The organism is Roseovarius sp., assembly GCF_018066915.1.
Taxonomy (GTDB): domain Bacteria; phylum Pseudomonadota; class Alphaproteobacteria; order Rhodobacterales; family Rhodobacteraceae; genus Roseovarius.
Genome location: NZ_JAGPVV010000251.1, coordinates 1 through 13,772, shown reverse-complemented (window position 1 = coordinate 13,772; position 13,772 = coordinate 1). Strand labels below are relative to the sequence as shown.

Below are 13,772 nucleotides of genomic sequence, written 5' to 3'. Positions count from 1 at the left end.
GGCCGCGTGCAGTTGATCAAGACAGCCTCCGGCGCAAACTCGGCCACCAGCCCTGCCAGATCACCCAGCGCCTCGCCCGAGCGCAGCCGCGTGCCATCGTCATCCATCACCGTGACGCCCAGCCAGACCGGCAAGCCACTCAGCCCCGCCGCCATCAATCCGCCGCGCGCCTGATCGACCGAGGCCATGGTTTCCAACAGGATCAGGTCCACCCGATCCTTGAGCAGCGCCACATTCTCGGCATAGGCCGCCGCCGCCTCAGTGGCAGGCGGGCAGAGGTCCGGGCGATAGGATTGCACCAGCGGCCCGATCGCCCCCGCAACCCGTCCCGATCCATGCGCATCCCGCGCCGCCACCGCTGCCGACACCGCCACATCCGTCAGCCGCGCCACCTCATCCTGCAATCCCACCCGCGCCAACCGGTCGCGCAGCACCGCATAGGTATTGGTCGAGGCCACTGTGGCCCCCGCCGCGAAATAATCGTCATGCACCAACCGCACGATCCCGGGATGGTCAATCATCACCTGCGTCGACCAGAGCGGCGTCGCCCGGTCGCCCGAGCGTTTCACCAATTCCTGCCCGATAGAGCCATCGAGCAGCGTGATTTCAGTCATTGTTCGTCCTCCGGGGGTAAAAGCACCAATTTCCCAGCATGGGTCTTGGCTTGAAAATCCGCCTGCGCGCGGGCGATGTCGCGCAACGGGTAGGTGGCGGCAATCCGAGGGCGCACGCGCCCCGCACGCACCATCTCGATCAGCCGGGCAAAAACCTCCGGCGCCTGATAGGTGCAGCCATGGATGGTGATGTCGCGCAGATAAACGCGCCGCAGATCGACCGTGATCCTCGGCCCGGCAACGGCACCGGCCACGGCATACTGCCCACCGGGACGTAGCGCATCAATCAGAGCGGCAACGCCCGCACCGCCCACAAGGTCGATCACCGCGTCAAAACGTTCCTGCGGCAAGGGCGCGTCGCGCGCGATCACCTCTGCCGCCCCGTCCTCGCGCAACACCGCCGCCTTGGCGGGCGCGGAAATACCCGTCACACGCGCGCCCATCGCCGCCCCAAGCTGCACCGCTGCAAGGCCGACATTGCCCGACGCCCCGGTGATCAACACCTCTTGCCCCGGCCCGACACCCGCCCGATCCAAGAGACCCAGCGCCGTGCCAAAGCCGCATGGGATCGCGGCAATTTCGATATCCGAGAGCGGCACATCGCTCACATCATAGAGATCATCGGCCCGCATCAGGCAATACTCGGCAAAGGCCCCGTCAATCTCAGAACCCAGCGCGATGAATCCGACCGGATTCTCCTTGGTCGGGCGCGGAATATTGATCGGGCAAGTAACGCGCGCGCCCAGCGCAGGGGTCTCGACCTGCGCCCCCCGCGCCACCACCTCACCGCAGAGATCGCCGCCCTGAATGCGCGGAAACGCCAGCGCGCCCGCCCAGCCGCCACGCTCCACACCGTCCGCCGTCTCGCCCGTGGCCCCGGTCACCTCCGCCGCATACCAGCCTTCGCGGGTGTTGATGTCGGTGTTGTTGACCCCCGCCGCCCGCACCCGCACCAAAACCTCGCCGGGGCCGGGTCGTGGCACCGGAATATCCGCGCGCCACGCCAAGGCCTCAGGCCCGCCGTGCCGCATGAGGAGAACACCGCGCATGGTCTCAGGCAGGGTCATGCCCGCAACCGCTCATTCCCCGCATCCCAGAGCGGCGCATCGGGCTGCACCACCGCGCGGCAGCGTTCCCCGTATATCTCAACCTCGATTTCGGTCCCCGGCACCGCCAGATCAGCGCGTAGCATACCCAAGGCCACGCTCGCATTCACCCGGTAACCCCAGGCACCGCTCGTGGTCTCGCCCACGATCTGCCCCTCATGCCAGAGCGTCGACATATAGGGCGCATCGGCCGCCTTGGCCTCGACGATCAGCGTGACAAAGCGTTTCTTCACGCCCCGCTGCTTCTCGGCCAAAATCGCCGCCTTGCCAGGGAAATCCTGCGGCTTGTCGAATTTGACGAACCGGTCCAGCCCCCCCTCCAGCATCGAATAATCGGTGCTGAGATCACCTTTCCACGCGCGATAGCCCTTTTCGATCCGCAAACTATTCAGCGCAAACATGCCAAAGGGTTTAACCCCCGCCGCCATCAACGCCTCATAGATCGCTGGAATCGCCGCGTTCTCGGCATGGATTTCCCAGCCCAATTCGCCGGTAAAGCTCACCCGCATCAAAAACGCCTTTTGCCCCGCGACGGTCGCATGCTGATGGCTCAGCCACGGCAGGCTCAGATCGGCATCGGTCAGCCCCGCCAGAATCTCGCGGCTCTTCGGCCCCGCCAAGAGCAGCGCATCGCGCTCCGTCGTGGTTTCGCGCAGGCTCAGCCCCTCGGGCAGCGCACGGCGCACCAATTCGCCGTCATGCCACTGCGCCGTGGCCGCCGTGATCAGCACAAAACTGTCCTCTTTCAGCCGGATACAGGAAAATTCCGTCACGATCCGCCCCCGCGTGTCGGCGACGTAGACAAGGTTCATCCGCCCCACCTTGGGCAATCCCCCCGTCACAAACCCGCGCAGCCAGTTATCGGCCCCCGCCCCCTCGATCCAGAGCCGCGTGAACCCCGGTAGATCGAGCACGCCACAAGCATCCCGCACCGCCTCGCATTCCTCGCGGATACGCGCCTCCCAAGGGCCCGCGCGGTCCCATGTCTGCGTCGCCGCCTCTGACGTGTCATCGCCGGGCTTCGCAAACCAATTGGCCCGCTCCCAGCCGTTATAGACCCCCATCACCCCGCCCAGCGCCTTGACGCGGTCATGCACCGGCGAAACCTTGCGATCCGGTGCCGCAGGCCATCTGTGCCACGGGAAATGCATGGCATATTCATGGCCGTAAACTTCCATCCCCTTGGCCACGCAATACTCCGGGTCGGTGTAATCGGTATAGCGGCGCGGATCACAGGCCCACATGTCCCACTCGGTCGCGCCCTCTGTGACCCATTCCGCCAGCACCTTGCCAGCCCCGCCCCCCTGCGCGATGCCAAAGGTAAAGACACACGCCTCGAACGCATTGGGCACCCCCGGCATCGGGCCAATCAAGGGCAGACCATCCGGCGCATAGGGGATGGGGCCATTGATCACCTTGGAAATCCCCGCCTCCCCCAGCAACGGCACCCGCGCCATCGCATCCTCGATATACCACTCCAGTCGCTCCAGATCGTCGGGGTAGAGTTGAAAGCTGAAATCCTCCGGCATCGGGTCCTCGGGCTTCACCCAATGCGCCTTGCAATTGCGCTCATAGGGGCCAAGGTTCAGCCCGTATTTCTCCTGTCGCAGGTAATAGGAGCTGTCGACATCACGCAGCAGCGGCAATTTATGCCCCTGCGCCCGGCTCCACGCCTCCAATTCCGGGATTTCATCGGTCAGTAGATACTGATGGCTCATCACCATCATCGGCACCGTGCGCCCGCCATAGGGCTTGAACCATTCGCCGACTCGCTGCGCATAGTATCCGGCGGCATTGACCACATACTCACAGCGGATCTCGCCCTTCTCGGTGGCAACAATCCACTCCCCATTCTCGCGCCGCACGCCGGTCGCGGGCGTGAACCGCAGGATCGTCGCCCCCATGTCGCGCGCCCCCTTGGCCAGCGCCTGCGTCACCTGTGCCGGATCAATATCGCCATCATTGGGATCATAGAGCGCCCCCGCCAGATCATGCATCTCCAGAAACGGATAGCGCGCCTTGATCTCGTCCACGCCCAGAATATCAAGGTTCATCCCCTGATACTTGCCCATCCCCCGCGCGCGCTGAAACTCCTGCATCCGCTCGCGGCTATGCGCCAGCCGGATTGATCCCGTCTGGTGGTAATTCATCGGATAATCCACCTCCGCTCCCAGCCGCGCATAAAGCTCGGTGGAATAGCGCTGCATGTTCATCACCGACCAACTTGTCGAAAACGTCGGCACATTGCCCGCCGCATGCCAGGTGCTGCCAGCGGTCAACTCGTTCTTTTCCAAAAGAACGCAATCCGCCCACCCAGCCTTGGCCAGATGATAGAGGCAGGACGCGCCCACCACGCCCCCGCCGATGATCACAACCCGCGCCGTGCCCGGAAATTCCGCCATTTTAGTTTGACTCCGTTGATATATCGGTCTCATCGTTGATCGACGTAACGACAAAATGCCGCCCCGAAGCTTTCCGCTTCGACTGCATATCGTCCCATGCATTTGGGTCTGGTTTGATGTGTTCTATCAGTTCAACTGATTGCACAGTCCCATTCTGGAAGTTTACATTATAGGTCAGCCTGCCGTTGTGGGGGCGACCATAAATACTCGTGATCTTAGTATCTCCGGAATAATCTGATGGTATCGTAGCGTAATCCTTAGGGTCGAGCATGGCACCGCTTTCATACCGCAGTTTGCGACTGACAGACTCCGCCTGAACCCTCCGGGCTAACACCTCAAGGTCGTCTTTGTACGACGCGACTGGGCCAACATACTTGCGTTCCTGCAATTTGCCCTCTGGAGTCACTTCGAAAATGCGTTGGCAGGACCGTGGCAAGCACTTCGTTTGAAATCCCAAGGACCACGGTTTGATCTCTTCTGGCAAATCAGGCAGGTCAGTGTGCCAAGCTATTCTATCGAACGCTCCCATTCAAAAAACTCCCACTCTCTATTGATCCGTCTGCGGCACGCCATCCGCGATGTCGTAATAATCACCCTTGTCCTTGACAAAGATGTGCTTCTCCAACCGCAGCCCGGTCGGCGCCTCCAGCGCCCCCAACGCGAAACTCATGGTGTCCTCATCATGCGCCTTCCAGAACAGGAACGAGCCACACTTGGGACAAAACCCGCGCTTGGCGATTTCACTCGCCTCATACCAACTCACCGGTCCTGAAATACTCAAATCCGACGCCGCCACATAGGCCGAGGCCCAGACATGCCCCGATTGCTTGCGGCACTGCCCGCAATGACAGGCGCTCACCCCCTCAGGCGCGGCCGTCACTGTAAATGTCACATCTCCACACAGACACGATCCTTTCAGCATCATCCCCTCCCCGGTGTTGTGGCGCCGCCCAAGGCCACGCCATAGATCACGAAACAGGCGGCCATCCCCCGCCGCAGCCAGACATTGAACACAGCCCCCAGCGCGGCACGCCCAAGGCCCGCGCCAAGCGCGCAATAGCCCACATAACTCAGCGTCGTGAGGCTCAGCGCCGTGGGGAAAATCACCCACATCTGCGCGCCAATCGGCACATCGGGCTGCACGAATTGGCTAAACGCCGCGAGATACCCGGCCACGCTCTTGGGGTTGATCGTGGCAATCGCCAAGGCCCGCCAATAGACCGAGCCTTTCGGGGCCTCCCCCGCCTCAACAGGTCGCCGCGCCAGAATCCAGCCCCGCACCCCGAGGTAAATCAGGAACCCCGCCCCGATCAGCTTGGCCACCTGAAACGCCACAGGCGAGGCCGCGATCAGCGCCGTCACCCCCGCCGCCGACAGGCTCAGGAACAGAGTGGCTTGCGTCAGGATCGCCAACACCCCCCACAGGCTGCGCCGAAACCCGATGGTCATGCCGTTGGTAATGCAATTGACCGCATTCGGCCCCGGCGTGGTGACAAACACCACCCAGAAGAGCGCAAAGACGGTCCAGGCTTCAAAGCTCATTGGACAACCTCCGCATCAGACCGAAAGAGTGCAGCCAATTCCGGCTTTCGCCGCTCAACGATGCGCCACCAGGTGTCCTGCACGTAGGGTGGCACATCCTCGGCATAGAGCCTCTGAAGTACATTCAAGACCACTTCAGGAACTTGCTCCCCTTTCACGTCAACCATCAGGCCTTTGTATTGCACCCTCCGGTATGCCAGCATCACCCGGTCCAATGCGGTCTCCAAAAGCGCCTGCACTGTCTCGTGCTTACCTACCTGCGCCCGTGCAATTGCCGTAGCCGTGAACAGCTCCGCATCAGAATCCTTGTAGGGTTGTCCGATGTTGTAGACCGCTTTCAAACCGGTCAGCCCAATCGCACAGGCCCGTGCCGTCTTTTCCGGAGTACTCAATCCTTTGAGACACGCACCATTCGCAAAACCCGTGGTCATCCCAAATACCCAAAAGGCCATGAAGGCGACAACAAACCAGCCTTTCCATCCAATCCGCATGACGCCCCTCAATACACCGGCGGGGCGATTACCCAGATCGCCACGCAAGGGATGTCATAGGGGTTGGCCCAGCCATAGGGCTCGCCGCGAAACCGGAAACTGTCGCCGGGACCGACGGTGAATTTCCGCCCGCCGATGCTCAGATCCAGCCGCCCCGACAGGATATAGCCCACCTCCTGAGTCGGGCGCTGCGCCGGGCGCTGCATCTTGGACCGGGGGCGAAAGGTCGAATGGATCACCTCGAAATCGTCCGTCAGGTCCGGCGAGAGCAACTCCTCGATCAACCCCTCCTCCCCCGACCCCATCGGTCGCCGCGCGCCTGCCCGCACCACATAGCCCTGTTCCTCGGCGGGCGCGCTCGCATGGCCAAAGAGCAGCGACATCGGCACGCCCAACACCTCGGCCACCTGCCGCAGATCGCTGATCGACGGTTCCGACAGATCGCGCTCGACCTGAGACAGCCAGCCGACCGACCGCCCCAGCATATCGGCCAGTGCCGCGAGCGTCAGCCCGCGCGCCTTGCGCAACGCGCGCAGGTCCGCGCCAAGGCTGCGCATCGCATTGATCTCACTCTGATGCATCGGGGGTCTCGTGAAAAATTCCGCTCAATTTTCACGCTGCGCCGATTCCGTGAAAAAATCAACTGATATTTCACGAAGAATTTGCAGGCACGCGCGCACCCGCGCGCAATGCCTGCCCCGACCTCACAAAATCCCCTTACAAACCTTACGAAACGTAAGGTCTACGCCTTCGCCGCCACCTTGGGCCGCAGCACATGCGGCACACCCGGATCATAGAGCGCGCTATCCTTGAAATCGGTGATCTCGCCCAGAACTTTTCCCACCAGAATCAACGCGGTACGGGTAATCTTCTCGGCTCGGACCTTGGCGTGAATGTCCGCAAGCGTGCCCCGGATAAACATCTGATCCGGCCACCCCACCCGGTAGGCCACCACCACAGGACAGTCATCGCCATAGTAGGGTGCCAAAATTCTGTGTATTTCCCGTAGGTTACGGATACCAAGGTGAATCGCCAGCGTCGCCCCGGTGCGCGCGAAATTCTCCAGCGTCTCACCCTCGGGCATCGACGTGGATTTCATGGAAACCCGTGTCAAAACAATGCTTTGCGCGATTTCCGGCACGGTCAATTCCTGCCCCAGCGCCGCCGCCGCCGCCGCATAGGCCGGAACCCCCGGAATGATCTGATACTCAATGCCATCAGCCCGAAGTTTACGAATTTGTTCCGCAATCGCACCATAGAGTGACGGATCGCCCGAATGCACCCGCGCCACGTCCAAGCCCTTGGTATGGCTTTCTAAAATCACCGCGTGGGTATCCTCCAGCGTCATCGGCGCGGTGTCCATCACCAGCGCCCCCTCGGGCGCACCGGCCACAACCTCAGCCGGCACAAGGCTCCCGGCATAGAGGCAGACTTGGCATTGCCCGATGATGCGCTCCGCCTTCTTGGTCAAAAGCTCCGGATCACCCGGCCCTGCACCGATGAAATAGACCGTCATTTCAATGCCTTCCCTGTTTTGACCTCAGCCAGATCACCATCAATCTTGCGCGCATAGCCTCGCGGCGTGAACATGCGCGGCCCCTCGCCCAACTGCGCCAGACGACTGTTGGACGACCCCACCAGCACGACCGTTAACATATCCACCTCATCCACCTGCAAATCGGCCAAGCGCCTGTAGCGTATGGATTCTTCGGGCCGCCCAAGCGAGCTTGCCAACAGCACCGGCGTATCCGCCGGGCGGTGTTTCAGCAAAATATCCCGCGCCTCGGACAATAAAGTCCGCCGCGTCTTGGACACCGGATTGTAGAAAGCGATCACAAAATCGCCCTCCGCCGCAGAATTCAACCGCCGAATGATATCCTCGCGCGGCGTTAATAGGTCACTGAGCGAAATTGTGCAGAAATCATGCCCAAGCGGCGCCCCCGCCCGCGCCGCCGCCGCCTGAAGCGCCGACACACCGGGCGAGCACACAACCTCAACCCGCCGCGCCGCGTCACTGACACCTTGCGCCTCCGGGCCTCGGTCGAGCAACTCGAAAACCAACGCCCCCATCGCGTAAATACCTGCATCTCCTGAACAAATCAGCGCAACGTTCTTTCCCTGTCCCGCCTGTTCCAACGCATAACGGCACCGCGCCTCCTCGCCTCCCAGCGGAAAATCACTGCGCGCCTTCCCCGCCGCCAAGGGTCCCAAGAGGTCGATATACAGGCCATAGCCCACCAACTCGTCAGCCTCAGCGACAAGCCGCGACACCTCCGGCGTCCGCCAACTCGCCTGACCGGGGCCAATGCCCAGCACGCTCAACCGCCCCCGCGCCCGCCCCGGCATCTCGGTAATGACCGCCTCTGACCGGCTCAGCGCACAGGTCGCATTGGCGGTTTTCCGTTTTTCTACAACCAGTTGACCACCACAGGCCAGCGCCGCCCCCTCGGACACGCCATGGCATCCGACCTCGGCAAAGACCACCTCGGACGGGTTCGCCAACTGCCCGGCATAGGCCTCCAACTCCACCGCCGTGAAAAGGCGGAAGGGCACGCCCAACCGCCGCGCCACCACATTCATCGCACTTTCATCGGCCTTGAGGTCAATCGACGCCACACAGGCCACCGCCCCCGGCGCAATCCCGGCCTCCTCCAGCGTCCGACAGACCAAACCCCATAGTTCCTCGGCTCCACATCCCCGCGCACAGCCCAACCCAAGGGCATAACGCTGCGGATGATAGACCAGCCGCCGATCATTGCCCGCAACCGGCGCCTCGCTCACCACCAATTCGACAGCGCCACCTATATCCTTGATATCAAATATATTCTCGCCCGTGACGCAGACACCCTCGCCCGCCAGCATCGCCGCCATCGCCGCCTTGGCGTCATCGGGATTGGCCAGCCGGTAGCCCGTGGGCGGCGCATCTAGGGCCACACCCATCGCCACATCCCCCGCCGTCGTCACCGCCGCCACAGCGCCCAAACCTTGGGCGATCACCGCTGCCAGACGATTGGCACCGCGATGCCCACCCAAAAGCGGCACAACGACAGACCCATCGTCACTCACGGACACCACCGGCGGCTCGCCCCGCTTGTCACTCAAGAGCGGCGCAACCGCCCGAATCAGAATCCCGCTCGCACAAACCCCCACCACCGGCACCCCGGCGGCAAAGAGGTCCCGCGCATGATCGAGCGCATTGGGAAACCACGCAGCAGCCTGTTCCACACGCCCCTCGCGCCCATGCACATCGCCGCCAATCAGTTCCGCCACGCGATGCGCCACCGCCTCACCAGAGCGGCTCAGCGCCAGAACAACAGGTCTCACAGCCATGGATCGGCCCCTTTCGTGAGCAGAATCATTGAAAAATAAGGCGCCTTTTCAGGGGCTTGCGCCAGAGGGCAGACCACCTCTTCGGGCAGGCTCGCGCGTTCGACATAAACTGCCTGCGCGGTCAACCCCAGATCGTCGATCACCGCCCGGATCTTGGCCAGATGCCGCCCCACCTTCATGATGGCGACACTCTCGGCCCCTTCGATCCGCGCCCGCAACTCCGCCTCGGGCAGCGGCCCCGGCAGCACCGTCAGCCGCTCATTGCGCGCGACCAGTGGCCGCCCCGCCCGCGCCGCACAGGCGGCAATCGAGGTGACACCGGGCACCACCTCAACCTCATAGCGCCCACTCAGCCGGGCAAAGAGATACATGAACGATCCATAGAAAAACGGATCGCCCTCGCAAAGACAGACCACATCGTCGCCCGCATCGAGCGCTTCGGCGATTTCGGCGGCCCCCCGGTCATAGGCCGCCTGCGCCGGGGCCCGCTCGACCGTCATCGGCACGTCCATCACGATCTCGCGCGCACCCGGCGCAATCGCGCCGGCGGCAATCGCGCGGGCAAAACTCTCGCCGCCCGCCAATGTCGGATAGGCCACGACCTTTGCCCCCGAAATCAGCCGATGCGCCCGCAGCGTCATCAACTCCGGATCGCCCGGCCCCAGACCCACGCCAAAGAGCTTACCAGCCATGCGCGCGCCCGCCTTTCATCGTTCCAAAAATGCTCAATTCCAACGCCCGCCGCTCATCGCTTCACGAGGCTCCATTGCGTGACCGGCATGAGTGGCCGCCAACCGGTCAGCCCCCCCACCGGCTCAGCCCGGTTGACCTGCAATTTTACCAACTCGCCGCCGTGGCGCTTGTAAAGCGCCACCAACACGGCCTCGCTCTCCAGCGTCACGGCATTGCACACGAGCCGCCCCAAGGGCCGCAGCGCGCCCCAGGCCGCATCAAACACGGCCTCCGACAGCCCACCGCCGATAAAGACCGCATCGGGGGCATCAAGCCCTGCCAACGCCTCGGGCACGCGACCCTCGATCAATTCCAGCCGCGGCACCCCAAGCGCCAAGGCATTCGCCGCCGCCATCGCGCGCCGATCCGCGCGCGGCTCAATGCCAATCGCGCGGGCATAGCGCGCGCCGCGCATCCACTCCACCGCGACCGATCCACAACCGGTGCCGATATCCCACAAGAGCGCGCCGCGCATCGGCATCAGCTTGGCCAGTGTGGCGGCACGCACCTCGCGCTTGGTCATGGTGCCGTCATGTTGAAAGAGATCATCCGCCAACCCCGGCACACGGGGCATCAACGCGGCCTCGGGTGCTGCCACACAGTCGACTGCCAGCGTGTTGAAGGGCGGCACCACATGCGCCCAGCCTTCGGCCAGCCCGTCAAACCGCGCCTCCTCGGCCCCGCCCATATTGGCCAGTACCGTCAGCCGCGATTGCCCAAACCCGCGCTCGGTCAGAAACCGCGCGATCTGCGCAGGTGTTTCGGCCCCGGTGGTCAGGATCAAGAGCCGGGCATCGGGTTGAATAAAGGCGATCATTTGCTCGACGGGGCGGCCATGCACGGTCAGCGTTTCGAGATCCGCCATACTCCAGCCCATCCGCGCCGCAGCAAGCTGAAACGCCGACAGCTGCGGGTGATAGACAATCTCGGAGGACGGCAAGGACCGCCCGATCCGCGCCCCGACCGAAAACCACAGCGGGTCGCCCGTGGCCAACACCACCACACGCCGCCCGCGCAACCCGGCCAAGAGGTCCGTCAACGCATCAAATGGCGACGGCCAGGCAATCCGCTCGGCGCGCACGGCCTCAGAGAGATGATGATGCCGTTCACCGCCCACAATCACCTCTGCTGCCTCGACAATAGCGCGGGTCGCGGGCAAGAGCCCATCCATCCCATCCTCGCCAATGCCCACGATATGCAGCCAAGGGTCCACGTTGCCCGTCATGCGCCCACCTCCGGCAGTCCGGCGGCAAGCGCATTGACCGCCGCACTCGCCATCGCCGATCCGCCACGACGGCCGCGCAGGGCTACGAATTCGCAGCCGCGCGGGTTGTCCGCCAGTTCGGCCTTGCTCTCGGCGGCCCCGACGAACCCCACCGGAAAACCAAGGATCAGCGCCGGGCGCGGCGCGCCCTCGTCGAGCAACTCGAGCAGATGAAAGAGCGCGGTGGGCGCATTGCCGATCGCCACCACAGCCCCCTCCAGCCGTTCCGCCCACAATTCAACGGCCGCCGCCGACCGCGTATTGCCGATCCCCGCAGCGATCCCCGGCACACGGGGGTCATTCAGCGTGATGATCACCTCATTGTTGCGCGGCAGATAGCGGCGGATGATGCCAGCCCCCACCATCTCGCAATCGCAAAACACCGGCGCACCAGCCTGCAAGGCGGCATGGCCCGCCGCATAAGCCCCACTTGAAAACGCCAGACGATCTGCCACCTCGACCATACCACAGGCATGAATGAGCCGGATCGCGAGCGCCTCCATGCCGGGGCCAAACCGATCGAGCCGCGCCTCTTGGCGCACGGTGGCAAAGCTCATCTCGTAGATGGCAGAGGGGTTCTTTTCATAGGGGCGCACTGTCATGCCTTTGCGAATGCCGCGAGCGTCAGAGCCTCCGGCGGGAGTATTGTCAAGAGAAAAAGTTCATATTTTTCATGGTGATGGAGTGCTGCCAGTTCTATCATCCACTTTTTTATCCACAGTTTCTGCTATCTTTGGAAGGGCAGTGAAGCAGAGCTACAATTGCCGCGTTATACCGTGACCGCCCCCCAATCAAGGGTAATCTCCCCCTTTTGGGCGCGGTGCATTCGCAGAATTTACGCGGCCATTTTCAGCGGCTTTGCGCTTTCTCGTTACAATTCATGAAAAGACAAAACCCAACCCGATCAGCAGGTGCAAAGAGTAGCTTAATTTACGCCAGATACTGTCCAAACGATAGAGTGTAGCTCAGAACGACACGGAAAGCACCCCGCTAAGAATGTGGGAATTACCGGGTATTATCTCCAGTCCGGCGCGTTCCTGTCATCAATCATCCTGCGCATTTGCGTGGCGGTAAGGATTTCCGTACTTTACAAGCCGGGCGGATCAACCTTTGATTGTCCGGGCGGAGGCCGTCAGAGCGTCGATCGTTGTTTGGGAATGAGTGATGAAAACTGGTGTCTTTGCTCTGCCCGTTACAGCACTCGTTCTCCTGACCGCGACGTTCGCATTGGCGGACGCCTCAGAAGAGGACACCAGGGCGGAATGTCGATCCACGGGCAGTTGCACGATCAAGTACGACCATCTGGCCACAGAGAAATCTGATCCTTACAAGGTTTACGGCAACCCACCGATCAAACATGCTGACCGTTGGGCAGCAGCGCGGTTTGATGATGTTCGGGATTGTCTGTTGCCTGCCGAGAAACGGAACGACGCTCCAGACCTGACGCAGATCGACTGGCGCAAGATGCGATCCAAAGCCGTCATCGAGGTCTGCCTTTTCCGAATTTTCTCGAGCCTCGGAAACCCCATGGCTGCAAAACGTTGGTTTGAGGTGCAAGGGTTGCGGAGAGTGAAACTCTACACCAGCTCGGGGCGGGCAGTACGCGACGGCAGACAGGTTGAAGTTGCCACAACCAGCGTTAAGGCAGGGAATCTTCTGAGCGAGACAGAAAAATGCTACGTCTCACGTAATTTCTCCAGCAATTTTCTGTGCTCTAAGGTCGTGCACGCAGAAACCTTCTCCGCAAGCTGGAACGAGGATGGGCAACTGTGGGGAACGGCATACGGGCAAACATCAAAGTAGTGGTTTTATTTTAGGGGTGGGACATGGCAACAATTGCATTGGCAGGAAACTTCATCGACGCAACGGATTTTTTGGTTCCCGATCAGAACTCAGAGACTCTCGGTTGGGGACACTTGCAGTTGGTAAACGGCGACCGTGAGATCGAGGTTCAAGCCCCCACTACGTTTTGGACAACAGCGGTGGGGTTAGGCCTTCTCGGCGGGCCGCTTGGACTTACGGCAGGAGCACTGGCAGGCTACACGTTCGGTACTTGGCAATTTCCTTCGACCGGTATTACCGGGTTGGACCGTTTACACGACGATCTCGATAACACCCCAAACTACCAGGTCACAGATCGCTATGGAATTGTTACACTCGACATCTCTTTCGCAGGTTCTGACCGGACAGAAGATGATGTCTGGGCGCTATGTGAGCTGCCCCCCGAAATTCGGACACTGACATAAGCTACGATTTGCAGTCTGCTGATCTTCGACGAGAAGGAGATCAGA

At 62.0% G+C, this 13,772-nt stretch carries 14 protein-coding genes; 2 read left to right on the top strand and 12 right to left on the bottom strand.

The window, feature by feature from the left end:
• From KBT70_RS13805 to KBT70_RS13750, 12 genes are all read right to left on the bottom strand, one after another.
• Window positions 1–614 (bottom strand): homocysteine S-methyltransferase family protein (locus KBT70_RS13805; RefSeq protein WP_296634702.1); only part of this gene is annotated, 614 nt, incomplete at its 3' end.
• Entirely contained in the window at window positions 611–1,681 is a 1,071-nt protein-coding gene (locus tag KBT70_RS13800; protein ID WP_296634697.1) for a zinc-binding dehydrogenase, read from the bottom strand. The genes KBT70_RS13800 and KBT70_RS13805, both read right to left, overlap by 4 nt.
• Window positions 1,678–4,122 (bottom strand): FAD-dependent oxidoreductase, encoded by a 2,445-nt coding sequence (locus KBT70_RS13795; RefSeq protein ID WP_296634694.1) that lies wholly within the window; start codon window positions 4,120–4,122, stop codon window positions 1,678–1,680. The genes KBT70_RS13800 and KBT70_RS13795 overlap by 4 nt, the downstream gene beginning before the upstream one ends.
• Window positions 4,123–4,669: 547 nt before the next feature.
• The gene (locus KBT70_RS13790; RefSeq protein ID WP_296634689.1) at window positions 4,670–5,047 is read right to left on the bottom strand and encodes a GFA family protein; all 378 of its coding nucleotides are present in this window, start codon (window positions 5,045–5,047) and stop codon (window positions 4,670–4,672) included.
• The gene (locus tag KBT70_RS13785) at window positions 5,044–5,664 is read right to left on the bottom strand and encodes a LysE family translocator (protein ID WP_296634685.1); all 621 of its coding nucleotides are present in this window, start codon (window positions 5,662–5,664) and stop codon (window positions 5,044–5,046) included. The genes KBT70_RS13790 and KBT70_RS13785 overlap by 4 nt, the downstream gene beginning before the upstream one ends.
• The gene (locus tag KBT70_RS13780) at window positions 5,661–6,155 is read right to left on the bottom strand and encodes a hypothetical protein (RefSeq protein WP_296634682.1); all 495 of its coding nucleotides are present in this window, start codon (window positions 6,153–6,155) and stop codon (window positions 5,661–5,663) included. Before KBT70_RS13780 ends, KBT70_RS13785 begins: the two co-directional genes overlap by 4 nt.
• Window positions 6,156–6,163: 8 nt before the next feature.
• Window positions 6,164–6,736, bottom strand: coding sequence for an XRE family transcriptional regulator (locus tag KBT70_RS13775; protein WP_296634678.1), 573 nt, complete (start codon window positions 6,734–6,736; stop codon window positions 6,164–6,166).
• A gap of 161 nt (window positions 6,737–6,897) precedes the next feature.
• Window positions 6,898–7,671, bottom strand: a complete 774-nt coding sequence (gene cobM, locus KBT70_RS13770; protein ID WP_296634675.1) for a precorrin-4 C(11)-methyltransferase — start codon at window positions 7,669–7,671, stop codon at window positions 6,898–6,900.
• On the bottom strand, window positions 7,668–9,485 hold the full coding sequence (gene cobJ / locus KBT70_RS13765; protein WP_296634670.1) for a precorrin-3B C(17)-methyltransferase: 1,818 nt from the start codon (window positions 9,483–9,485) through the stop codon (window positions 7,668–7,670). The genes cobM and cobJ overlap by 4 nt, the downstream gene beginning before the upstream one ends.
• The gene (gene cobI, locus KBT70_RS13760) at window positions 9,476–10,177 is read right to left on the bottom strand and encodes a precorrin-2 C(20)-methyltransferase (RefSeq protein ID WP_296634666.1); all 702 of its coding nucleotides are present in this window, start codon (window positions 10,175–10,177) and stop codon (window positions 9,476–9,478) included. The genes cobJ and cobI overlap by 10 nt, the downstream gene beginning before the upstream one ends.
• 53 nt (window positions 10,178–10,230) lie before the next feature.
• Window positions 10,231–11,442 (bottom strand): precorrin-6y C5,15-methyltransferase (decarboxylating) subunit CbiE, encoded by a 1,212-nt coding sequence (gene cbiE, locus KBT70_RS13755; protein WP_296634661.1) that lies wholly within the window; start codon window positions 11,440–11,442, stop codon window positions 10,231–10,233.
• A complete protein-coding gene (locus KBT70_RS13750) occupies window positions 11,439–12,083 on the bottom strand; it encodes a precorrin-8X methylmutase (protein WP_296634656.1) in 645 nt (214 codons plus the stop codon). The genes cbiE and KBT70_RS13750 overlap by 4 nt, the downstream gene beginning before the upstream one ends.
• A gap of 562 nt (window positions 12,084–12,645) precedes the next feature.
• Between KBT70_RS13750 and KBT70_RS13745 the strand changes: the two genes are divergently transcribed.
• Both KBT70_RS13745 and KBT70_RS13740 read left to right on the top strand, forming a co-directional pair.
• Window positions 12,646–13,284 carry a hypothetical protein gene (locus KBT70_RS13745; RefSeq protein ID WP_296634650.1) on the top strand — a complete coding sequence of 213 codons (639 nt, stop codon included), beginning with the start codon at window positions 12,646–12,648 and terminating at the stop codon, window positions 13,282–13,284.
• Window positions 13,285–13,307: 23 nt separating this feature from the next.
• Window positions 13,308–13,727: a hypothetical protein gene (locus KBT70_RS13740; protein ID WP_296634645.1), complete on the top strand. Its 420-nt coding sequence runs from the start codon at window positions 13,308–13,310 to the stop codon at window positions 13,725–13,727.
• The last annotated feature ends 45 nt before the right edge of the window (window positions 13,728–13,772 follow it).